Origin of the sequence: Mesorhizobium sp. M0598, assembly GCF_040320865.1 — a bacterium.
Lineage (GTDB): Bacteria > Pseudomonadota > Alphaproteobacteria > Rhizobiales > Rhizobiaceae > Mesorhizobium.
On sequence record NZ_JAMYQL010000031.1, the window covers coordinates 1 to 22,344 of the forward strand.

Consider the following 22,344-nt stretch of genomic DNA (forward strand, 5'->3'; position numbering starts at 1 on the left):
AAGCGGTACACATCGCCGACGGACTGGTCATGGATTACGAGGTCGAATGCCCCAAGCACGCGGGCGCCTTTGACTATCGCACCGGCGCGGCAAAGCGGCTGCCACCTTGTGTCAATCTCAGGACCTATCCTGCCAGGGTGGAAGAGGGCTCCATCCTGGTTGCGATGCCAGTGACAGGAGCCTGAGGCTTGGTGGGGCAGTCGACCGTACCGCTTCGGTCAGTTAACGACTTGCAACTGGCGTGCCTAAATGTGCGCTTCCGACTATTTCTGCCTGAAAACTGCCGGTCCGCTATCGTGAAGATCCTATGGGGATGGAAGGCGACCAGCGCTCTGCCAGAGTGAAGTCGACAAACATCACCTGGAGGTCAGCATGCAAGCCAACACCACCAAAGCCCCGGCCGCTATCCGCGTCGATCTTGCCGCAATATTTGTCTCGTTAGAACTGTCTCGTTCAAAATGGCTCGTCACTTCGCTTTCGCCAGGTGAAGGCGAGAGAATGTCGAGACACCTCGTGTCGGGGGGCGACATTCCGGGTTTGCTCGATCACTTCGCAGAGCTGCAACGAAAGGCGGAAGTGCGGACAGGGCAGCGTTTCCGGGTCATATCAATCCAGGAAGCTGGTCTGGATGGATTCTGGATACATCGGGTCCTCGAACGCGAAGGCATCGAGAGTTATGTCGTGGACCCGGCATCCATTGCCACATCACGTCGCCGCCGGCGGGCCAAGACCGACAGGATTGATGGGGAAGCACTGGTTCGAGCGTTGTTGGCCTACAACCGCGGCGAGCCTCGGGTTTGCGCGATGTTGCGAGTGCCAACGCCGGAGGAGGAAGACCGTCGCCGGTTGGTGCGGGAGCGGAAGGCGCTGACGAACGAGCGGATCAGGCACGTCAACAGGATAAAGGGCCTTTTGTTCAGCCAAGGTGTGTCCGGATACGAACCATTGAAAGGCGATCGACGCAAATGCCTCGATGCGCTCATTACCGGAGATGGGCGTCCACTGCCGCCAGCGCTCATGGCGCAGATCGGCCGCGAGCTTGATCGCATCGAGTTGCTGATCCAGCAGATCAAGGATGTTGAAGCGGCACGCGACGCCTTGCTCGTCGCGGCAGATGAGCCAACACCGGCCCTGCTGCTCAGCCTCAAGGGAATAGGTCCGGAGTTCGCGGCCGTCCTGTGGTCTGAGGGATTATCGCGCAAGTTTGACAATCGACGACAGGTTGCCGCCTACGCTGGTTTGGTGCCAACGCCCTGGCAAAGTGGGCAGATTAATTACGAGCAGGGGGTCTCGAAGTCCGGCAATCCTAGGCTCCGGTCGACGCTTGTCCAGGTTGCGTGGCTCTGGGGTTCGCCATCAACCCAATTCCGCACTCAGCCAGTGGTTCAGGGCGCGAGTCATCCAGAATGGTGGCCGGTTCGTCCGGGGTGTCATCGTCGGACGGTGCGGCGACGTTCAGGAGTTCACGAACAAGCGCGAGGCTGGCCTTGCGAGCAGAGCCGGCAAGCAGGCCGCAATGCCGGATGCGGTGGGATCCCTTTGGGCACCACAACATCGGGAGTTGGCGCGAGGTTGACCTCAAGGTGACAAGCTGAAAACCTGGACCAATGAATGTTCGCCATTTGTGCATGCAAAGTCGCATAAATGGCAGTGTGGAACTCAATCGTAAGGGCGCTGGCGCTCAGTCGGCGTTAGCACCTTTTAACTTGGACATCGCTGATACGCTTGATCAGCGATGTCCAACCCCTTCACCGACGTCGCTGGTTCGATGAACCCGACTCATCACGAGCGGCAATGTAGTCGTCATAGTGCTTGTTCGGTGGCAACATATACGTCGCGCGCCAAACAGGGTCGCTTGGGTACGGAGTGAGGCGCGGACCAGACGCCTGCCATATCGTCTCGTCGGGCTGCGTCCGACACTGGCGCGCCCTCTTTAGACCTTGGACAGGTTTTGGCGATATCTATCGGCGAAAAGGAGCCGGAAAGTCATGACCGAGATCTGGCACTCACTCCTCGCCAATCTTGCGTTGGTCTCCATCCTGATCGTCGCGTGGGATCTTGTAGCGGACTTCACGGGGCGTCTCCGGCAGCGGGCACAGTCGCTGCTTCTCGGCGTGGTCATGTGCGTGGGCGCGATCATTTCTATGGCGACGGCTCTGTCCGTCTCCGGCTTCGTCGTCGATCTGCGCGCCGCTTTCGTCGGCGCCGCCGCGTTCTTCGGCGGGTGGCCGGCGATGTTCATCGCTACCGCCGGCTCCATTGCCTATCGGCTCTATCTTGGCGGGCAGGGTGCCAGCGTCGGCGTCATGAGCATCCTGATCACCGCCGTCGTCGGTCTGGCATGGCACCGCATCGTTGCGGCCCGGTCGCGCACCATCCTCGATATATTCGGCCTCGGCGTGTCGGTCGCGCTTGCCGGGCTCATCACCCTTCTGGTCATCCCCCCGCAAGTCGTCGCCGGCTTTGTGCAGCAGAGCACGCTCCCATCGCTGGTGTTCCGCTTCCTCAGCACCTTCATCATCAGCGTGCTGCTCGATCGCCAGCAGCGGCGGCGTGATCTCGCGATGTCCAACATGATCTACCGGGCCATGGTCCGCGAGCTGCCGGATAGCCTCAACATGAAGGATGTCGACGGCCGCTTCATCGCGGCCAATCCAGCCACCGCCGAACTGGTGCGCGCCACCTCGGTCGAGGACCTTATCGGCAAGACGGATTTCGATTTCTACCCCAAGGACGTGGCCGAGCGCTTCAGGCAGGATGAAACGGGCGCGCTGGAGGCCGGGCAGACATTGCGCATCGACCAGCCCGCTCTCCTACCGGACGGCAGGCAGGGCTGGCTTTACACGCTGAAAACGCCTTTCCGCGACGAGGCCGGCAAGATCGCCGGCGTCATCACCTACAACCGCGACATCACCGAGCAGAAGCGCACCGCCCAGCTCAAGAACGATTTCATTTCCACGGTCAGCCACGAATTGCGGACCCCATTGACCTCCATCCGCGGCTCGCTTGGTCTGATCGCGGCCGGCGTGGCGGGCGAACTGCCGCCCAAGGCCGCCAATCTCGTCAACATCGCCCACACCAATAGCGAAAGGCTGGTTCTTCTCATCAACGACATCCTGGATATGGAGAAGATCGAATCAGGCGTGATCACCTTCAAGATCAAGCAGATGCCTGTCCGTCAGGTCCTGGAGCAGGCCATTGCCGCCAGTTCCAACTACATGGCCGACAGTCGGATCAGGATCGTTCTGGTCGACGATGCCCCGCGCGCCGAGGCCAACATCGATCCGGATCGCCTGCATCAGGTGATGGCGAACCTGCTGTCGAATGCGATCAAGTTCTCGCACACCGATGGCACCGTCACGGTGAAACTCCAGCGTCATGACCGCGACATGCTGCGCATCTCCGTGGTGGACCAGGGCGCCGGCATCCCCGAGGCGTTCCGCAGCCGCCTATTCGGCAAGTTCGAGCAGGCGGACGCCTCCAGCACGCGTAAGATAGGCGGCACCGGCCTGGGCTTGAGCATCGTCAAGGCTATCGCCGAAAAGCTGGGCGGCGCCGTTTCCTTCGAAACCGAGGAAGGCAAGGGAACAGCGTTTCACGTCGAGCTTCCCGAAGCGCACAGGCAGGCCGAGAAGCCGGTTTTGGTCGAGCGCCGGGCGCGCAAGCGCGATGGCCGCCTGCGTGTCCTCATCTGCGAGGACGAGCCCGACGTCGCTGCGGTGATCGCAGCACTTCTCGATGCTGAAGGCTTTTCCAGCGACGTCGCGCCCGATATCGACACCGCCAAGGCGCTCCTGAGCTCCCGCGACTACGTGGCGCTGACGCTCGACATCAAGCTAGCGGAGGAATCCGGCATCAAGCTCTTCTACGAGATCAGGGCATCACCGGCCAATTCCGACATTGCGGTCATCGTCATCTCCGCTGTCGCCGACGAGGCCAGGCGCTCGTTGAACGGCAGCGCCGTCGGCATCGTCGACTGGCTGGAGAAGCCGGTGGATTCGAAACGGCTTCACGCCGCTCTCGCCAAGATCGTCGGCCGCAGGATCGAGCCGAAGCCGGAGATTCTGCATGTCGAAGACGATGAGGGCGTGCTTGCGGTGATGTCGGAGGGGCTGGGTTCGAGCGTCTCGATCACATCCGCAAAGACGCTGCAGCAAGCCCGGCAGGCGGTCGCTCGCCATCGCTTCGACCTGGTCATCTTGGACATCGCACTTCCCGACGGATCTGGCCTCGACCTCCTCGTCGATCTGCCGCTCGAGACCGCGGTCATCGTGTTTTCGGCGGCGGAACTCGACCAGAAACTCGGCGACCGGGTGCAGGCGATCATGACCAAGACCAGGGCCTCCGAAATCGACGTCGCGAAGCTGGTCAGAAGCATGCTGATCGCTTCTCGCGACGGCAGCGCGCCGACCCCTGGCAAGGAGTGACGATGATGCCGGCAAGGATCCTGTATGTGGATGACGAGAACGATATCCGCGAAATCGCCCAGATGTCGCTCGAGCTCGATCCGGAATTCGAGGTGCAATCCTGCTCTTCGGGCATCGAGGCGCTAACCAATGCCGCCGATTGGCAGCCCGACCTCATCCTGCTCGATGTGATGATGCCGGATATGGATGGGCCGGAAACGCTGAGGCGCCTGGCCGATTCGCCGCTGACGGCCTCAATCCCCGTGGTCTTCATCACGGCGCGCACCCAGACGCATGAGGTGCAGCGCTATCTCGCCATGGGAGCCGTGGGGGTTATTGCCAAACCCTTCGATCCGCTGGCGCTTGCAGGTGAAGTGAGGAAGCTGCTCCTGCAGCGCGATGGCCCAGCCTAGGCAAGCCAGGGCAAGGTTACGGCAAGAAGCTGTCGGCAAGCGCGGTTTGCCGTTTACGGCTCCTATACCATGCGCCGATATTCATCTAGTGATTGTATCGAAATGCAACCGTCGCGAATCAGCTTTATCTAGGATCGCGCGGCGTCGGCGGGCGCGGGGAAAGCTGCGCGGAATTTCTGGCATGGACCACTTGGCGGATGTCGATTCATGGGTTGATCACTCCGGGGGGCGACGGAACCGGAGCAGGACTGGTGGATGGAGCGAAAGCAAGAGTTCTGATCTGCGATGATGATCCCTTGTTGCTCGAGCTGATGGAATTCAGGCTGAGGGCGAAAGGATACGAGGTCATCAAGGCGGTGGACGGGGCCGAAGCGCTGGCGAAGGCGGAGCAGGACCGCCCCGACATCATTGTGCTCGACGCGATGATGCCTAAGGCCGACGGCCTGGAGGTGCTGGCCCGCCTCAAAGCCGATCCGGCCCTGTCGGAAACTCCAGTGATCATGCTGACCGCCCGCAAGGCTGAAAGGGACATTGTCTCGGCCCTTGAGAAAGGAGCCGACGACTACCTGGTGAAGCCATTCATCCCCGAGGAGCTTCTGGCCCGGCTCGCGCGTCTGATCTCGCGCAAGAGCGGGAAACGCTGATGAGGCGCAGCCGGCGCGCAGCTCTGGCCGTATGCCTGATCCTGGCAATCGCCGCGCCTCCCGGCGCCGCGCTGGCGCAGACGGTCGACGAGCTCTACGCGTCCGGCGTCAAGGCCAGGCAAGCGCAGCATTTCGACGAGGCGGCGGACCTTTTCCGGCGCGCGCTGGCGCTCAAGCCCGACAATGCCGACGCCCTGGTGCAACTCGGCTTCGCCGAGCTCGGCCGCGACAATCTGCCGACCGCCCGGCAGGCCTTTTCCAGGGCGCTGTCCCTTGCCCCGACCTATCGGGACGCCAGCTTCGGCATGGCCGAGGTCGAGTTCCGCTCCGGCAATCCGGATGCCGCGCTGCCGCTCGCCGAGAAGGTCGCGCAGGCCGATCCCGGCAATGCCGACGCCGCAGCGCTTGTCGAGAACATCCGCAAGGCGAAGCAGGCTGCCGGCAGTGAGGCGAAACGGGCTCCCGCGGTTCCGGCGCGGGCAAAGAAACCGGCCAGCCGGCGGCCCGATCCCTTCGCCGGCCTGATGGAGCAGGGCAGGCGCCTGCGGGCGGCGGGAAAGCTGCCCGAAGCGGAGACGGTCTATCGCCGGGCGCTGAGGCAGGCGCCGAAGAACACCGACATCTTGGTCGCCCTTGGCCTTGTCGTCGGCTCCAGCCGGCGCTTCGACGAGGCGGGGCATTTCTTCGACCGCGCGCTTGCAATCAAGCCCGGCCTTCTCGACGCGCGGCTGGGCAAGGTGCGCCTGGCGATCTGGCAGGGCGATGCGCCGCGCGCCCGGGCGCTGGTCGACGGCGTGCTTGCCTCGGCGCCGGACAATGTCGAGGCGCTCGACCTGGATGCGAGAATTGCTCTGCTCGAGGTCGACTACAGGCGCGCCAGGCAGTCGTTTCAGCGCGTGCTTGCGGCCGATCCGCGCAACGTCGACGCGCTGGTCGGGCTCGGCGATGTGCGCCGCGCCGAGGGTGACGACGACGCCGCGCGGGAAGCCTATCGCCAAGCGCTCGCCATCGAGCCAGGTTCTGCCGATGTCGAGCAAAGGCTGGCCGTGCCGCCGCCGCGCAAATGGCGACTCGACCTCGGCGGCGAGGTGAGCGATCTCACCGATGGTCTCGGCGACTGGACCGACAGTTCGGCCGGCCTTGCCTATCGGCTGTCGCCGCGCACGACGATTTCCGGCCGTGCGCGGCTGGCCACCCGCTTTGGCCACACCGACGTCCAGGTCGAGGGCCGCATCGATCAGGTCTTCTCGCCGGCATTCTCCGCCTATGCTTTGGCGGCGACGACGCCGGACGCCGACTTCCTGGCGCGCTATTCGATCGGCGCCGGCGCTTCGTGGCAGCTCGTGGCGCCGGCAAAGGCGTTCGGCCCGTTGTCTCTGAACATCGACGCCCGCTACGACAATTTCGCCAACACAAATGTCACCAGCATCTCGCCCTGGGTGCAAGGCTATGTCCTCGACGGCGGCCTTGGGCTTTCCGCCCGCTGGGTGCATGTGCAGGACGATATCGGCACGCGCGCGGACGGCTATGTGCTTCGCGCCGACCTTGCGGTGACACAGCGCTTCAATCTGTTCGGCGGCTACGCGGACGCCCCCGAAATCTCCAACGGCACGCTGGTGCCGACGCGCACCGTGTTCGGCGGCATTTCCTGGAACGTCAGCGACCCGCTGACGCTGCGCGCCAGCATCGCGCATGAGCTACGCCCGACATTCGACCGAAGCATATTCGGGCTCGGACTGACCGCGCGGTTCTGACCATGTGGTACATCTGGGATCTATCCATATTGCTCACCGCTCTTTCCCTGGTAATCATGCTGTTCCTGATCGCGCGCCGCGTGCTGCAGGAGCGCTGGGGCAGGGCTGGGGCCGACCAGCGGCGCCAGCTTCTGACGGCGCTGATCGCCTTCACCGAAAACCGCGACCGCGAGGTCCTGAAGGCAGCGGTGCTCGTGGTCCCGGCGGGCGTGGCGATCAATGCCGGGTTCGAGTTCATTTCGCTGCTGCGCGGCGAGGAGCATGACGACGTCCTTTCCGCCTTCAGGGAATGCGGCCTGCCGGCCCTTGTCGGCAGGCAGCTGGAAAAAGGCAACGTGGCCGATCGCATACACGCGGCCGAGATGCTGGCGGCGCTGCGTTCGGAAGGTGCGGTGGCAAGCCTGCTTTCGGCGCTCGACCACGACCGTTCGCGCGAGGTCAGGATCGCCGTCGCCATCGCGCTCTGCGATCTCGGCAGCCTGCCGCCGCTCGGCATTGCGCTGCGCAAGATCGGCGTGGCGGGGCAGCGCTCGCGGCGCCTGATCGAGCTTTTCAGGCGCTTTCCGCCGGCGCGCCTCCACCAGCTCGCGGACCATGCCGCGCGTGTTGACGCCGTGCCCTTCATTCGAGCGGCCGCGATCGACGCGCTTGCCCGCGCCGGCGGCTTTCGCTTCGCCGATTTCTTTGCCCGCCTGGCCGGCGACGCATCGCCCGAGATTGCCGCCGCGGCGCTGCGCGCGCTCGGCCTCACAGGACACGCCGACGCGCCGGCGATCCTGGCGACCGCAATGGCAAACGGCAACTGGGACGTGCGCAGCGCCGCCGCCGATGCCGCTGGCCGGCTCGGCCTGTCTGAACTCGCCCCGCCACTGGCCAGGCTGATGGACGATGAGGCGTGGAACGTGCGCTATGCCGCCGCCAATGCGCTGCGCTCCTTCGGCCAGCCGGGAGAGCGGCTGCTGCGCGAGATTTCCGACAGCGAGGTCTCGCGCAGCCAGCGCACCGCCTCGCTCGTTCTTGCCGAGGGGCCGGCCTTATGATCGCCGACTGGAGCCATGAGATCGTTCTTGCCGCCACCATCCTGTCTTGGTTCATCATCGGGGCGGGGCTGGCGCAGACGACGATCTATTTCCTGCAGCTCGCCGTCGCAGGCTATGCGCTTTCCAAGCGCCCGCCGGTGGCGCGCTCGGCGCTGCTCTGGCACCGTTATGGCGACGTCGCGCCGCCGATCGCGCTGCTGGTGCCCGCCTATAACGAGGCGTTGAACGTGGTAGAGAGCGTCCATTCCATGCTCGCGCTCCAATATCCTAATTTCGAGGTGATCGTCATCAATGACGGCTCGAAGGACCAGACGCTGCAGCGCCTGATCGAGGCCTTCAGGCTGGTGAAGTTCCATCGGCCCTATGAGGAGGCGCTCGCGCACAAGCCGATCCGCGGCCTCTATTCCTCGCCGATGACCGAGCGGCTGTTCGTGGTCGACAAGGAGAATGGCGGCAAGGCCGACGCCCAGAACGCCGGCATCAATGTCTGCCGCGCGCCGCTCTTCTGCGCGATCGACGGCGACTCCATCCTCGAGCCCGATGCGCTGATGCGCGCCGCTCAGCCTTTCATCGACGACCCCGAGCGCACCATCGCCGTCGGCGGCACGATCCGAATCGCCAACGGCTCGAAAATCGAAGCGGGCAGGGTGCGCGAGATCCATCTGCCGCGCCGCCTGCTGCCGCTGCTCCAGGTGGTCGAATATCTGCGCGCCTTCCTCATGGCGCGGCTTGCCTGGAGCCGCATCAACACGCTGATGCTGGTCTCCGGCGCTTTCGGCGTGTTCCGCCGCGCAGAAGTGGTGGCGGTGGGCGGCTTCACCAGAGGTTCGATGGGCGAGGACCTGGACCTCGTCATCAAGCTGCACCGCCATATGCGTGACGCTAGGCGCAAATACCGCATTCAGTTCATTCCGGAACCGGTGTGCTGGACGGAGGCGCCGGAAACGCTGAGCGTTCTGGCTAGGCAGCGGACGCGCTGGCAGCGCGGCGCGCTCGAATGCTTCTTCCGCCACCGCGCCATGCTCTTCAATCCGCGCTATGGCCGCGTCGGCTTCCTCGGCTTCGGCCACATCTTGATTGCCGACGTGCTGGGGCCCGTGGCGGAGGTGCTGGGCTACATCCTGATCCCGGCCTTCTGGCTGCTCGGCATCCTGTCGGCCGAATATCTTTTGGCCTTCACCTCGCTCATCTTCACCTATGGCGTTTGCGTCAGCGTATGCTCCCTCATCCTCGAAGAGGCCGAGCTCCAGCGCTTCCCGCGCGCCCGGGACCTGGCCGTGCTGACGGCGGTCGCCGTGATCGAGAATTTTGGCTATCGCCAGCTCAACAATTTCTGGCGCGTGAGGGGCTGGTGGCAATTCTTGCGGGCAGACCAGAACTGGGGCGAGATGACCAGGACCGGCCTTTCCGGCGCCAAGAAATAGGCATGGCCGGACGCATCATTGCAGCGTCCGCTCGATCTCCGCAACTAGCGCATCGAGCGCGGCTTCGGCCGCCGCTTCATTCCCCTTCTCGATCAGCAGCGTCTCCAGAGCGGACGCCCGCGCGCTGATCTCCGCAAAGCCGAACGTCCCCGCCGCCCCTGCCAGCGAGTGGGCGATCCTGACCAGTGAATCGGCGGGCCCCCCGGGCAGGGGGCCGCCCTCACGCGCGATGGTCTTCAGCTCCGCGAGTTGATCGTCGCAACGGGCAAGGAAGCGTTGCCGCCAAGGCGCGAAAGGGTCGTTTGAGATGAGGCTGTGCTCCATTCCGGGATATCGAGGGTATTCAAGCAGAAAGTGGCTTGGGTTGAAACGGACTGCTTGTCGCGCATGACCTCCTGTGAGAGGACGATCACGGTAGGCGCTGTTGATGCAAATGCGACTCCGCCAGCCGACAATGGCCGGCCGCTTTGCGCCGATTGCACGAACCCGCTTCGCGGGAGGGTCGCCTAACTAGAGCACGTCCTGTGATCGATGAATCGATTGTGATGTGACGGCTGCGTTTTGTGCTGATTCAACATCCACCTCGAAGGAGGTGGACGATGGGAAGAGCATTGAGCGGTGATCTTCGGTCGCGGGTCTTGAAGGCTTCGGACGAGGGCATGTCGGCGCGGCAAGCGGCGGCGCGGTTCGGCGTGGGAGTGTCCAGCGCGATCCGCTGGATTGCGCGGGCGAAGATCGGCGAACTGGCGCCACGCCCGCAGGGCCGCCGCCGCGCCTCCAGCCTCGATGCGCATGAAGCCTTCATCGTCGGGCTGATCGAGGAGCGCAAGGACATCACGCTGAACTAGATGGTGGAGCGGCTCGTCGCCGAGCAGTCAGTGCGGATCAGCCGCAGCGCCTTGAGCGCCTGGCTTCGCGGTCACGGCTGGACATTCAAAAAAAGCCCGCGCACGCACTGGAGCAGGGTCGCCTCGACATCCTGAAGCGACGCCGGGACTGGTTCGACGGCCAGCTCGATCTTGATCCGGCGAAGCTCGTGTTCATCGATGAGACCGGCCTCTCCACAAAGATGGCCCGCCTGCGTGGAAGAGCGCCGCGCGGCGAGCGCTGCCGGGCCGGCGTGCCGCATGGCCACTGGAAGACCACGACCTTCACCGGAGCGCTGCGGCTGACGGGCATGACTGCGCCCTTCGTCTACGACGGCGCCATGAACGGCAACGTGTTCCTGGCCTATGTCGAGCAGGTGCTGGTCCCAACATTGTCGGAGGGCGACGTAGTCGTCATGGACAACCTGCCCGCCCACAAGGCCGCCTGTCGATGCCGGCTCAATACTCCCCAGAAGTGCCGTTTGAATCTTCCCCAGTTTAGCGCTGTCGCCGGTCTTCTCCATGGTGCTTGGCTTCAGTCGCCTTATCTGGGCACGCTTCGTCGTCCACCAGGATCTGCCGACTGTCTTGCGCTGCCATGCCGGGGCTTTCGAGGCGCTGGGCGGCGCTCCTCGCGAAGTGCTTTACGACCGTATGAAGACGGCTGTGATCGGCGAAGGCGATACCGGCGGCATCGTCTACAACCGTGCCCTCGTCGATCTTGCCCGCCACTATGGTTTCCATCCCAAGGCGTGTCGGCCTTACCGCGCCAAAACGAAAGGCAAGGTCGAGCGGCCGTTCCGCTACATTCGCGAGGACTTCTTCCTGGCTCGGTCCTTTCGCAATCTCGAAGACCTGAACGCCCAGTTGCGTCACTGGCTGGACACGGTCGCAAACCCGAGGGTTCACGCCACCACAAGGCGTGTTGTCAACGAAGCTTTCGCCGAGGAGCGCGCAGCGCTGCGGCCGCTGCCTTTGGCTCCGTTCCGATCGGTCCTAAAGCTCGAGCGACGTATCAGCCGGGAGGGCATGGTCAGCGTCGGCGGCAATTTCTACAGCGTGCCCGACGCCACCAGGCGCCGTGTCGTCGAGGTACACACGCTGGCCGAAGAGTTGCGCATCTTCGAGGACGGCGCACTGATTGCCACCCATCCTATTCTCGAAGGCCGGCACCAGCGTCATGTCGAGCCGGGTCATCGCAACATCCACGTCCACAAGCGCCGACAAAGACTGAGGAACGACGAGGTCATTCTTCATGGCTCGGGCGACAGGGTCGCTCAGCGCCCGTTGGCCTTCTACGACGCCGTCGCCCGGGTGATTGCGAACGAGCAACGTCCATGACGAATGCGCTCGACACCACGCCATCCACCATCGACCGGATCCGCCACGACCTCGTCGGCCTGAAGATGCCGCGGGCGCTCGAAGCGCTCGATCATATCGTGCGCCGGCTCGAGCAAGGCGAGATCGCCGCCCTCGAAGCCATGGACATCCTCCAACGTTCCAACGATAGAAACCAGCCAGCGCCATCATGCCGGACAATCCTGCGACGAACGCCGCGACCCAATCGAAATCCATTCGATGCCCCCTATCCATTCGATGCCCCATGGCGGAAACCGCCTTCGCAACCTGTACGCGCGGAGCTAAAGACCGCTCAACGCAATTTAGCGTGACCCTGCAGGATGGCCCTACCGTGTCCCTGATGGAGCGACATGGGCAAAAGCGCTTGGTTAGGCCCATCCTGTGACACAAGGTGTAACATGGGCAGCCCAAACACGCCGCATTGCGTGGATCAAGAGGGGGCACGGGGGTCGCCGCGCGAGCCAGCTATCCGATCCCCCGCTCAGAAATTTCTACCAAACTTTCCTGACGGTTACGGCCCAGCTTTGTACGGTTCTTACATCCTGTTGATGTCGGTCAGGGAGAGAGTACTGTCGTCTCTTCGGCGTGCCCCTTGGGGATGGTCGGATGAATGTCGTTCAAATTATCAGTCCAACTCTACATGAGGCTATTGCTGCACTTCTGAACCGGGCGGCTCGCGGAGACATTGTCTCGATCAAGGCTGCAATAGAACGGGTCCGTGTGACTGCGCCTAATCTGCGGGCATCTGACGAAGAGCTAACTGAGGCTATCCTTGAGGTAGCTTCCGCCACTGGCCTGTTCGTGTGTTTCGACGGCCGGGAGTAGCTCTCAGCCCGCGCCTCATTAATCCGCCTAACGTTCCCGCCCAGCATTCCAGGAATTTTGCCCATTGTGGCTCCGCAAGAGCGGGCGCGCCGTCCTGCTTGATCTTCGTGATTAGCAGGAACAAATCTTCTCTCCAGAAGGTTCGGACCTGTTCGCATGCAGGATCGAGCATGGTTGAGGTCGACAGAAGGAAACAGAAGGTTATTGCCGACCTCGTACGACGGTGGGTCACGTCAGAAGCAGTCCGCAACTACCTTCGCAGAGCGCTAAATCTTCCGGTAGAACAGGAGCTGCCGGACGAGCATAAGTCTTTGCTCGATGAAATTGATCGGGCCGACAAACAGTGACCCCATGGCAATCGGGCAGCTTATCCTTGGTAATATCGACCAAGGCTTTCACCGCCTCTTGTTTTGCAGCTTCGAGGTCCCGAGGGATCGGTACCCTCAACGTCAAGGAAGACTTTGCCAGTGTCGGTGAAGTCGAAGAAATAGCGCGGCATCCATACAAACACAGTAACGCGAGAATGGGCGTGACCTGACGTCCAATGATGTCCGCGCATTTGGTTAAAAACGTACGGGCCAAGACTCATCGCCCTGATCCGCTTAGAGTTACTTCCGAAAGGAAGCGCTTTCATGCTGCCATTGCCCCACGCCGTCGATCCAAAAGTAGTTGCCGAGATCAACAATCTTCTAGATCATCACGCCGGGGCGGTACCGGTGCCCGTTCACAAGCTCGCCGCGGTTGTCCGGCTGCGCCTCAGAAGCCATCTTTCCATCGCGACTATTGAGGCGCTGATCGTGGACGAAGCCGAGTGTCGCCACCTGCCCATGCTGTTCGAACTACCGGCAACACAGGCGGCTGTAGTTTCAACTGCTCTGAGTCGCGCGACTTGAAGGTTAGGGGCTCGGGCATTCGGATCTGGCAGGGGAGCCCACCCCGCGTCCGCCCCAATGGTGACAGCCTATGACCAGCAGCAGCTCAACTAGTGGTACTGCCTATCCTGGCGATCTGATTCTGTTGAAGCAGGTCTTTGATCGTGTATGCGTCGAGCAAGGCATTCCGGTAGGAAGCGAGCAGGCGGAGCGCCTGAGCGTGAGCGCAATGGCACTCTTCTCGGACGGCGAGTTCGACGAGGCCGTTCTCTATGAACACCTTCGGTTTGTTGCCCGCTCCCTGCCGAGCAGGGACCGAGCATGACCGACCATGATTCGGATGGTCGGCGGGTTCGTGCCGCCCTACTTACCCCCATGGCAACCCATTGGTTCGTCCCTCTGGTGTTCGTGAAGACTGAAACCGGCGACAGGCATGGCTGCGACAATGCGAGAGCAGCCCTTGAGCAGCTCAAGAGGTGGACCCGCAGAGGACCTCGCTGGCACAAGGCGGTGACCCTCTGTCTGTCAGACCTGGAGGGCGATCCGATTGACCCTCAGGTGGTACGAAGGGCCTTTGAGGCTGCCGCAGAAGCCAAGATGTATCTTTCCCCGCATAGGACGAGGGGAAGATTTCTCCCAAAGATTCCGTGGTTTATTCAGTACGATTCGAACATTGATTTCTTGGAGAAGTGACCCATAAGGTAGCCGCTTGGGTTCTCGCTGAGGTGGGAGGCCTTCGGATGAACGTTCTGACGAACTGCCGACCCCGCAAAGTGACGGCCCATGAGCTTGTTGAACAGCTGATTTTACAAGCCCGGCGCGGCCAAATTATCATCATCTCCGTCAAAGACACTATCGCGGCGGTGCGCCGTGACGGCCACATCTGGTGGTAAGTGACTGCGAGCTGGTCGCTCTTGTTGTTGATGTTGCCCCAGCCTTTGGCCTGTTCGTCGCGTTCGATCTTCGGGAATAGCCGCATGGCTCTCCACTGGTTGCCCCCGCCCAGTCTACGTCAGAACCAATACTCCCGACCGGAGCTGGCCGCAGAGAAGTCCTTCTCTAGATTCCGCCTATGGCAATCCTTTGGTTCTCACCTCCGGTGTACGTCAAGACGGAGCATGACGGCTTCCGCTACGGGGTCCACCACGTTGAGGCTGCGGCCGAGGAACTCGTCTTATGGACCAAGCGTGGCCCTAAGTGGCTAGAGGCGGAGCGCGCCTGCGTGGATGTCATGAGCGGCAAGGTGTCCCCCCAACCCCAACAGGCCCGTGACACGTTCGAGGAGGCTGCCAAGGAGGAGGGCATGATCTTTCCTGATTAGGAGTTCTCATGTAAGCGCTCATTTCCCCGCACGTCGACGGCCCTTGCAACAGCTGATCGCTTTCAGACGGACGCGTCCGCAGCGGTTTTGGCGAAGTTGAAGGGCAGCAGGTCGTCGATATCAGTATCGACAGCGCGTTGAGGCAACTCGGTGAGGACGTGGCGCAGCCAGGCTAACGGCTCGACGCCACAGGCGCGGCAGGTCAACATCAGGCTGTAGATGACGGCGCTGGCCCTGGCTCCGTCGACGGTATCGCTGAACAGCCAACTTTTCCGGCCAGTGGCAAAGATTCTGATGTCACGCTCCAGAAGATTATTGTCGATCGGCATGCTGCCGTCCTCGGTGTAACGCGTCAGATATCCCCATTGGTTCAGGGTGTAGGAGACGGCGTCGCCGAGCTTGCTGTCCGGCAAGACTTTTGGGGCGATGTCGTCGAGCCATGCCTTGAGAGCCTGGAGGATCGGGACACTATGTTGCTGGCGGAAGTGGCGAATGCAGTGATCTCGCGTTTCGCCGTCATCGGGGATTTCGTTCCGCGCCTGCCTTTCAACCCGATAGAGCTGTTCAAAGAACCGGAGCGCCTGTTCCGGCGGGCCGCCGCCTTTCTTCCTCGCCTTTAGGGCATCGACGAAGCGCCGCCTGGAATGGGCCATGCAGCCAAGATGCGTTGCCCCTTCCAGCGTGCGCCAGGCGGAATAACCGTCACTCATCACGATGCCGCGGTAATCGCCCAAGAAGGTCTGCGGGTGTATCTGGCCGCGACCCGGCTGATAATCGAGCAGCACGATCGGCTCGTCACTGTCGTGGCCGCTCCGGTATGCCCACATGTACGAGGTGCTGGTGGCCTCTCTGTCCATTTCCTTCAGCACCTGGACCGTGGTCTCGTCGCCATGGATGAGGGGCTGCGATCTGAGCCGCAGCTTCAGCACGTCATAGATGCGGGCGAGATGCTTTTCGCTCGAGCCGATCACCCAGTGACCCAGAGCGCCACGGCTGACAGGAACGCCCGCGCGCTCGAAAGCCTGCGCCAAGCGGTAGAGCGGTGTGCCGTCGACATACTTATGAACGAGCGCGAAGGCCAGCATCGAGGCCGTAGCGATGCTGCCCGGCAAGGGTTGCGCGGGCATCGGCGCGGTCACGACCGGCGTGTTGATGCCGGTACGCTCACAATGGCGGCAAGCATATTTGAACCGCACATTCTGCAGAACCTTCGCCTTCACCTCGATATGAAGTTGCTCGGTAACGGCCTCGCCCATGCGATGCATCTGATGACGGCAGCAAGGACAAGCCTTCTGGTCGTCGGGAAGGTCGTACTCGACGCGCTCGCGCGGCAGGTTTTCCGGCAAGGCCTTGCGGCCGCGCTTCTTTCCCGTCGCCCCTTCGCTCGCCGGCAAGCCCGTGTTCGGCAGGACAACGACGTCGCCATCTTCGCTGTCGGCGGCGTCCTCATCCGCGGCCTGTTCGGCTTCATTGAAGAGGCGGTCAATGTGTTTTTCACTGCGCGGCGCAAAACGATGCAGTCGTGCAAGCGCCAGCTCTTCCTCGAGTTTGACGACGCGTTCGGCGAGTTGACGGTTCTGCGCCTGCAGCGCAGCAATACGCGCCATCAACGCTTCAACAGTCGGTTCGCCGGGTCGATTCATCAGATTCTTGAATCGAAAGCATGCCGCCGCGTCAACCGCTCAATTCGGAGAGCCCTCAACCAGCAACCTGATATTGCCGCACCGGATGGCGCACCATCGCATCGATATCGATGCCGTCGAGGATCCAGTGCAATTGCTCGGTCGTAAGCGTGACCACCGCTGCCTCCCGGCGCGGCCACCGGAACTTGTCCTCGGTCAGCCGCTTCATTACCAGCACAAAGCCCGACCGATCGAAGAACAGGAGCTTCATCCGGTCGCGACGGCGATTGCAGAACGCAAAAACCGCCGCAGCAAACGGATCGAGCGCCATCGTCTCCTGGACCAGAACCGCAAGGCTGTTGATGCCGGCCCGGAAGTCGATCGGCTCGCGGTGCAGGTAGACTTTCAGGTCAGCGCCCAGTCTGAACATGACCCAGTGCTCCGATGGTCGCCGTCAACGCATCCACATCACCGCATTCCAGCGTCAACTTCACGCCGTTCGGCAGCGACGCGCTCACCTTGGCTGGAGAGGAAAAAGGCGCTGTCCTTTTCGATGCCGACCTACGTGCCCCATCGCAAGTCCCCGGCAAATCCACCGCAGCCATGCTGCTCTGTCGCAGCAAGGCCCGATCGGAAGTGCTTTCAATCTGAACCGGGATGAACGCCGATGGTGAGGGCGGCGGGAGGGTCTCCGCGCGCCTCTTTATCCACTTCCGAAGAAGGTTCGCATTGACCCCATGTTCGAGCGCGAGCCTCGATACCGACACGCCAGGCTCAAGGCAGGCCAAGACAAGACGGTCCTTCGATGCGGGGTCGTATCGGCGTCGCCCGTCCCTACCGACAAGCCTCACCCGCAGTTTCTGCTCATCTTCGTCCATCACCTGGTGTCCACCTATTTTGGTGGACACCTGCATGCATCAGAGCACTCAACAGCAAAAGGTGCGGGGAAATTCGCGCTTGCGTTCTCATGGCTCGCCATTGGTTCAACCCTCCGGTCCCCGTCAAGACCGAGCGTCCAGGGGAAATCCGCAACGTCGAGAACGCCGAGACAGCCGGCGAGGAGCTGATGAAGTGGACCAGGCGTGGCCCTCGCTGGGACCTCGCGGTGCGCGTTTGCATGGCCGTGATATTCGACGAGATGGAACCTGAGGAGGCTCGTAAGGCATTCCTGGCTGCTGCAAAAGAGGAGGGGACATTACTTCCCCCAATGACAACCAGCTAACTTGAACTGCGGTAAAGGTTCTCTGACCAACACCGCCTTCGCGAAAGGAGCCCGCCGCCCGTGAGAAAGGCGACGGACCCCCACAGCGGCTGCACATCCAAGAAGAACCCGCTGCCACCTCTAAACCTCTAAACCCGCGAGGGCCTGCGTTGTTCCTTACAACCTGGGTTGGTCGGCAGTCTGGTTCCGCTCCAATTTCCCTGTATGGCTCTCCATTGGTTCAACCCTCCAGTCTATGTCAGGAGCGACAGACCTGGCATCCGATACGGGTTAGCCACGTCGAGGGTGCCGCCGAGGAACTCATGAAGTGGACCAAGAAGGGACCTAAGTGGAAGCTGGCGGTGCTGTCCTGCATCGACGCCTTTGAGGACCAAGTGTCACCCGAGGATGTCCGTAGGCCTTTGACGAGGCCGCCAAGGAGGAGGGGCATGCTCGTTCTGGAGTAGGAAGCCGCGTGATACCGCGCCGCTTGGCGACGTTCATACCCCACGCTCTGAGGCTCGACCATTTCTTGCTGAGCACAAGCAGTGAATGAGCCGCCTCATAGAGGGCCGTGCGGGCGAGCTCGTCACCGCATCGGCTCACCTTGCCCTGAATGTCCGTCTCGCCAGATTGGTAGCGTGCCGGGGTCAGACCCAGATGCGCGCCGACATCCCTCGATCGGCGAAAGCGGTCCGGCTGATCGACCGTGGCACGAAAGGCGAGCGCGGTGATGGGTCCCACACCGGGCACGGACATGAGGCGCCGGCAGACTTGCTCCTTGCGGGCGATATTGAAGACCTGCTCTGTCAGTCGCCCGAACTCGCGCAACATCGTTGCCACGATCGCCAGAAGCGGCTCGACAAGAACGTTTGGGGCGGGGCGGGACGAAGAGGTTGCGGAGGGCTGACAAGGTCGAGACGAAGCGTTGCAGGCCTCCCGGCGATCGGACCCCCTCCATCATCCGCTCCCGTTTTCGCGGCGGCACATGGGAATTCTCCGCTCTGTTGTTCAACCCCTTGTGCGACCGGTGCTCGACGTCCGGCATCACCTGTCGCTTTGCCGCTCCATACGAGCGCAGCTTGTCGGTGATCATGCGCTTCGGCGCGAGCCCCTGCTTCTTCAACAGCCGCGTCAGCAAGCGCTTGGCGGCTTTGGTGTTGCGGCGGTTTTGCACGATTTCGTCCAGCACATATCCATCCTGGTCGACGGCGCCCCACAACCAAAGCTTTTTGCCGGCGATGGTGACGACCACTTCGTTCAGGTACCAGACATCATTCCGGCACGGCGGCTTGCGGCGCAAGCAGCGAGCGTAGTTCGGCCCGAACTTGATGCCCCACCGGCGAATTGTCTCATACGAAACCACGATGCCGCGTTCCAGCAGCATTTCCTCAACCAGGCGCAGGCTCAGCGGAAACCGGAAATAAAGCCAGACCGCGTGGGCGATAAATAGGGGCGGAAATCGGGGGGGCGTGTAGCTGACGGCGGGCGTATTCATGCCCCCGGCGTCTATGTCGCAAATCTTGACGATTGGTTTGTGTGACAAGCCCGCCGCAGGTCTCAACGCGTTCATATGCAGACAATGTGAAATCGCCCTATTCCGCCTTTTTTTACCGCCCCTTAAGTCCCTCGCTCGCATGCTTGTCGATGCCATTGAACTCATAGCCATCGGCCAAGGATTTGGAAAATATGTTTCCTCTCGCAGCAGAAACCGTGAGAGTCGCTGTAGGCCTAACGTTAAGGGGCTGGGAGAGAGCGGTTTGATTGGACGAAATGTGTACCGGAGTACCGAGTCATGAAGCCACGAGGTAATCTGGTCCGACTGAAGCAATTTCAGGTGAATGAGAAGCGGCGACAGTTGCAGCAGCTAGACATGATGATTGCCGATTTCGAACGCATGGCGCGAGAACTGGACTTCCAGATAAACGCCGAGGAAACGAAGGCCGGCATCTCCGATATCAATCATTTCGCTTATCCGACGTTCGCCAAGGCCGCCCGCCTACGTCGTGACAACCTCAAGAATTCGCAATCGGACCTTCTGCGGCAGAGAACCACAGCCGAGCCATGCCTCGCCGAGGCTGAAGCAGAGCTCTCCAAGGCGCAAATGCTAGAATCGCGCAGCGGCAGAGGCCACGACCTCGAACCCGGCAACCGAAGCGCCATGATCGGCTGAGCCGGACGGCTTCAGCGCGCCTCAATTCGCGACACCCGACTGGCCGTTGGCGCGTGTGTCGCCGCAGCGTGACAGCCGTCCCGGCCAACTATCGCTGCATCAAGCCGCTGAAACTTTACAGTGCCGGGCGCGCTGCTACTCAATTTCCTTACCGCTCAATCAATGTGACAGCACCGATTCTTCTCAACCGCGGCATGCCTTAAATCGTCACTTGCGTTCCGATCTCGACGACGCGTCCGGTCGGGATCTGGAAATACTCGGTCGCATCGGCCGCCGTGCGCGCCAGCCCGATGAACAGCTTGTCCTGCCAGACCGGCATGCCGGAATTGGGCGACGCCTTGAGTGAGCGCCGCGACAGGAAGAAGGACGTCGTCATGATGTCGAACTTCCAGCCCTGTTTGCGGCAGATCGCCAGCGCACGCGGGATGTTGGGCTGCTCCATATAGCCGAAGGTCAGCGTCACCCGCATGAACAGCTCGTTGACGGTCTCCATCTTGACGCGCTCGCTGTCGGGCACGACCGGCTGCGGTGCCGTCACCACCGAAAGGATGACGTTCTGCTCGTGCAGCACCTTGTAGTGCTTGAGGCTGTGCATCAGCGCGGTCGGCGCGCTCAGCGGATCGCTGGTCAGGAACACCGCGGTGCCCGACACCAGATGCGGCTTCTTCTTCAGCAGATTGCCGGCAAGGAAATCCAGCGGGATCTCGTTCCGGCGCGTCTTGTCGAACAAATAGCGGGTGCCGCGTATCCATGTCCACATCGCCAGCACGATGGTGAAGGCTACCGCCAGCGAAGCCCAGCCACCTTCGAACACTTTGACGATGTTCGAGGCAAAGAAACCAATGTCGATGAACGCGAATACCACTGTCAGGGAGATGGCCAGCCAGAGCTGCCATTTCCAGATGCGGCTCATGATCACGTACAGCAGCACCGTCGTCACCAGCATGTTGCCGGTCACCGAAATGCCGTAGGCTGAGGCAAGCTTGCTGGATTCGCCAAAGCCGACCACCAGCAGCATCACCACCAACGCCAGCAGCATGTTGACGCGCGGCATGTAGATCTGGCCGGACTGTCTTTCCGACGTATGTAGGATTTCCAGGCGCGGCAGCATGTTGAGCTGCACCGCTTGCCTGGTCAGCGAGAAAGCGCCGGAGATCACCGCCTGGCTGGCGATGACGGTCGCAGCGGTGGCGAGAACGACCATCGGAATAAGCGTCCAGCCTTCGTTCATCTCGAAGAAGGGATGACCGACCACGCCGTTTTTCGCCAGCACGAATGCGCCCTGCCCGGCATAGTTCAGCAGCAGGCAAGGGAACACGATTGCCAGCCAGGCGAGCACGATGGGCTTGCGGCCGAAATGGCCGAGGTCGGCGTAGAGCGCTTCGGCGCCGGTGACGGCGAGGAAGATGGCGCCGATCGTCACGAAGGCGACGTCGGGTGAATTGATCAGGAAGGCGACGATATAATGCGGGCTGACTGCCAGCAGGATTTCCGGATCGGCGATGATGTGGTTGAGACCGGAAAGGCCGATGGCCAGGAACCAGACTGCCGTGATCGGGCCGAAGATCAGGGCGACGCCGCCGGTTCCAAACCGCTGTGCCGAAAACAGATCGCCAGGATGACCAGCGTCAGCGGCACCACATAAGGCTGGAAGGTCGGCGTGACGACGTTCATGCCTTCGACCGCCGACAGCACCGAGATCGCCGGCGTGATGACTGCGTCACCAAAAAAAAGCGAGGCACCGACGATGCCGATGCCGAGGATCACCGCCGAGCGGGTCGGGAAACTGTTGCGCGCCAGCGCCATCAGCGACAGCACACCGCCCTCGCCGCGATTGTCGGCCCTGAGCACGAACATGATATATTTGATGGTGACGATGATGGTCAGCGACCAGATGATCAGCGACAACACGCCGAGGATGTCGCCACGGTTGGCGACTTCGCCCCCCGACGATGCCACCAATGCCTCGCGGAAAGCATAGATCGGGCTGGTGCCGATATCGCCGTAAACCACGCCGAGTGCGCCCAGCATCAGCACCTTGGTGCTGTGCTGCTCGACCTCAGAATGGCTCGATTGTTCGACGGGTTCTGCCTCGTTACCAGCATTGGTAAGGGCCATGGACGACACTCCGATAAGCGCGCGGTGCTCTACGCTTGCTGCACTGCAATATCAAGTGCCGTCACGTAGTGGCTCCGTATGCGGACCGCATTTGTTGCCCCACCGGCGGATTGTCTCATACGAAACCACGATCCCCCTCCAGCGCCATTTCCTCGACCAAACACAGGCTCAAGGGGAACCTGAAGGAGAGCCAGACCGCATGGGCGATGATCTGCGGCAGGAAACGATGGCGCGTGACGCTCAACCTGCCCGACCTCAGCTGGAGTTTGCGACGGAACCGGGAAATATGCCGGACCAAGCTGACTG

At 62.0% G+C, this 22,344-nt stretch carries 19 protein-coding genes and 9 pseudogenes; 19 read left to right on the forward strand and 9 right to left on the reverse strand.

What is annotated here, in order from left to right; all coding sequences use genetic code 11:
- Positions 1-185: Rieske 2Fe-2S domain-containing protein (locus tag NKI59_RS27360; protein ID WP_352707938.1), on the forward strand; the 185-nt coding region annotated here is incomplete at its 5' end.
- Between the two features lie 187 nt (positions 186-372).
- Positions 373-1,438 (forward strand): annotated as a pseudogene (locus NKI59_RS27365) (IS110 family RNA-guided transposase); the annotation flags it as partial.
- Here the strand turns inward: NKI59_RS27365 and NKI59_RS35190 are convergent.
- Positions 1,367-1,543, reverse strand: a pseudogene (locus NKI59_RS35190) (IS91 family transposase); the annotation flags it as partial. The pseudogenes NKI59_RS27365 and NKI59_RS35190 overlap by 72 nt on opposite strands.
- Positions 1,544-1,988: 445 nt before the next feature.
- On the opposite strand from NKI59_RS35190, the gene NKI59_RS27370 reads away from it, so the two are divergent.
- From NKI59_RS27370 to NKI59_RS27395, 6 genes are all read left to right on the forward strand, one after another.
- The gene (locus NKI59_RS27370) at positions 1,989-4,427 is read left to right on the forward strand and encodes a hybrid sensor histidine kinase/response regulator (RefSeq protein ID WP_352707939.1); all 2,439 of its coding nucleotides are present in this window, start codon (positions 1,989-1,991) and stop codon (positions 4,425-4,427) included.
- Between the two features lie 5 nt (positions 4,428-4,432).
- Complete coding sequence (locus tag NKI59_RS27375) at positions 4,433-4,819, forward strand: response regulator (RefSeq protein ID WP_352517709.1); 387 nt, start codon at positions 4,433-4,435, stop codon at positions 4,817-4,819.
- A gap of 251 nt (positions 4,820-5,070) precedes the next feature.
- Entirely contained in the window at positions 5,071-5,463 is a 393-nt protein-coding gene (locus tag NKI59_RS27380) for a response regulator transcription factor (protein WP_352450360.1), read from the forward strand.
- Entirely contained in the window at positions 5,463-7,217 is a 1,755-nt protein-coding gene (locus NKI59_RS27385) for a YaiO family outer membrane beta-barrel protein (RefSeq protein WP_352707940.1), read from the forward strand. Before NKI59_RS27380 ends, NKI59_RS27385 begins: the two co-directional genes overlap by 1 nt.
- A gap of 2 nt (positions 7,218-7,219) precedes the next feature.
- A complete protein-coding gene (locus NKI59_RS27390) occupies positions 7,220-8,257 on the forward strand; it encodes a HEAT repeat domain-containing protein (RefSeq protein WP_352707941.1) in 1,038 nt (345 codons plus the stop codon).
- Positions 8,254-9,681, forward strand: coding sequence for a glycosyltransferase family 2 protein (locus NKI59_RS27395; RefSeq protein ID WP_352707942.1), 1,428 nt, complete (start codon positions 8,254-8,256; stop codon positions 9,679-9,681). The genes NKI59_RS27390 and NKI59_RS27395 overlap by 4 nt, the downstream gene beginning before the upstream one ends.
- 15 nt (positions 9,682-9,696) lie before the next feature.
- Here NKI59_RS27395 and NKI59_RS27400 read toward each other — a convergent pair whose 3' ends face one another.
- Positions 9,697-10,005 (reverse strand): Hpt domain-containing protein, encoded by a 309-nt coding sequence (locus NKI59_RS27400; protein ID WP_352592139.1) that lies wholly within the window; start codon positions 10,003-10,005, stop codon positions 9,697-9,699.
- Between the two features lie 275 nt (positions 10,006-10,280).
- On the opposite strand from NKI59_RS27400, the pseudogene NKI59_RS27405 reads away from it, so the two are divergent.
- The 9 genes and pseudogenes from NKI59_RS27405 to NKI59_RS27445 form a co-directional block, all read left to right on the forward strand.
- Positions 10,281-10,993: pseudogene (locus tag NKI59_RS27405) on the forward strand (IS630 family transposase); the annotation flags it as partial.
- Positions 10,994-11,060: 67 nt separating this feature from the next.
- Positions 11,061-11,888: pseudogene (gene istA, locus NKI59_RS27410) on the forward strand (IS21 family transposase); the annotation flags it as partial.
- Positions 11,885-12,040, forward strand: a pseudogene (locus tag NKI59_RS35195) (AAA family ATPase); the annotation flags it as partial. The pseudogenes istA and NKI59_RS35195, both read left to right, overlap by 4 nt.
- 861 nt (positions 12,041-12,901) lie before the next feature.
- A complete protein-coding gene (locus NKI59_RS27420) occupies positions 12,902-13,078 on the forward strand; it encodes a hypothetical protein (protein ID WP_352610258.1) in 177 nt (58 codons plus the stop codon).
- Between the two features lie 285 nt (positions 13,079-13,363).
- Positions 13,364-13,624, forward strand: a complete 261-nt coding sequence (locus NKI59_RS27425) for a hypothetical protein (protein WP_352610255.1) — start codon at positions 13,364-13,366, stop codon at positions 13,622-13,624.
- A 70-nt stretch (positions 13,625-13,694) separates the two neighbouring features.
- Positions 13,695-13,928, forward strand: a complete 234-nt coding sequence (locus NKI59_RS27430) for a hypothetical protein (RefSeq protein ID WP_352610252.1) — start codon at positions 13,695-13,697, stop codon at positions 13,926-13,928.
- Positions 13,925-14,296: a DUF982 domain-containing protein gene (locus tag NKI59_RS27435; protein ID WP_352692977.1), complete on the forward strand. Its 372-nt coding sequence runs from the start codon at positions 13,925-13,927 to the stop codon at positions 14,294-14,296. The genes NKI59_RS27430 and NKI59_RS27435 overlap by 4 nt, the downstream gene beginning before the upstream one ends.
- A gap of 47 nt (positions 14,297-14,343) precedes the next feature.
- The gene (locus NKI59_RS27440; RefSeq protein ID WP_352610245.1) at positions 14,344-14,496 is read left to right on the forward strand and encodes a hypothetical protein; all 153 of its coding nucleotides are present in this window, start codon (positions 14,344-14,346) and stop codon (positions 14,494-14,496) included.
- Between the two features lie 179 nt (positions 14,497-14,675).
- A complete protein-coding gene (locus NKI59_RS27445; protein WP_352707943.1) occupies positions 14,676-14,924 on the forward strand; it encodes a DUF982 domain-containing protein in 249 nt (82 codons plus the stop codon).
- Positions 14,925-14,986: 62 nt separating this feature from the next.
- Here NKI59_RS27445 and tnpC read toward each other — a convergent pair whose 3' ends face one another.
- Genes tnpC through tnpA form a run of 3 tightly spaced genes read right to left on the reverse strand, consistent with a single transcriptional unit; the run spans position 14,987 to position 17,424 of the window.
- Complete coding sequence (tnpC, locus tag NKI59_RS27450) at positions 14,987-16,567, reverse strand: IS66 family transposase (RefSeq protein ID WP_352707944.1); 1,581 nt, start codon at positions 16,565-16,567, stop codon at positions 14,987-14,989.
- A 55-nt stretch (positions 16,568-16,622) separates the two neighbouring features.
- On the reverse strand, positions 16,623-16,976 hold the full coding sequence (gene tnpB / locus NKI59_RS27455) for an IS66 family insertion sequence element accessory protein TnpB (protein WP_352707945.1): 354 nt from the start codon (positions 16,974-16,976) through the stop codon (positions 16,623-16,625).
- The gene (tnpA, locus tag NKI59_RS27460) at positions 16,957-17,424 is read right to left on the reverse strand and encodes an IS66-like element accessory protein TnpA (RefSeq protein WP_352707946.1); all 468 of its coding nucleotides are present in this window, start codon (positions 17,422-17,424) and stop codon (positions 16,957-16,959) included. Before tnpA ends, tnpB begins: the two co-directional genes overlap by 20 nt.
- 89 nt (positions 17,425-17,513) lie before the next feature.
- On the opposite strand from tnpA, the gene NKI59_RS27465 reads away from it, so the two are divergent.
- Positions 17,514-17,768, forward strand: a complete 255-nt coding sequence (locus NKI59_RS27465) for a DUF982 domain-containing protein (RefSeq protein WP_352592120.1) — start codon at positions 17,514-17,516, stop codon at positions 17,766-17,768.
- A 450-nt stretch (positions 17,769-18,218) separates the two neighbouring features.
- On the opposite strand, the pseudogene NKI59_RS27470 reads toward NKI59_RS27465, so the two are convergent.
- Together NKI59_RS27470 and NKI59_RS27475 are read right to left on the reverse strand one after the other, a co-directional pair.
- Positions 18,219-18,614, reverse strand: a pseudogene (locus tag NKI59_RS27470) (transposase); the annotation flags it as partial.
- Positions 18,615-18,617: 3 nt separating this feature from the next.
- A pseudogene (locus tag NKI59_RS27475) lies at positions 18,618-19,245 on the reverse strand (IS6 family transposase); the annotation flags it as partial.
- Between the two features lie 297 nt (positions 19,246-19,542).
- Here NKI59_RS27475 and NKI59_RS27480 point away from each other — a divergent pair.
- Positions 19,543-19,920, forward strand: coding sequence for a flagellar export protein FliJ (locus tag NKI59_RS27480; RefSeq protein ID WP_352451800.1), 378 nt, complete (start codon positions 19,543-19,545; stop codon positions 19,918-19,920).
- 199 nt (positions 19,921-20,119) lie between these two features.
- Here NKI59_RS27480 and NKI59_RS27485 read toward each other — a convergent pair.
- Positions 20,120-22,038: pseudogene (locus NKI59_RS27485) on the reverse strand (potassium transporter Kup).
- An 84-nt stretch (positions 22,039-22,122) separates the two neighbouring features.
- A pseudogene (locus tag NKI59_RS27490) lies at positions 22,123-22,297 on the reverse strand (IS6 family transposase); the annotation flags it as partial.
- Positions 22,298-22,344 lie beyond the last annotated feature (47 nt).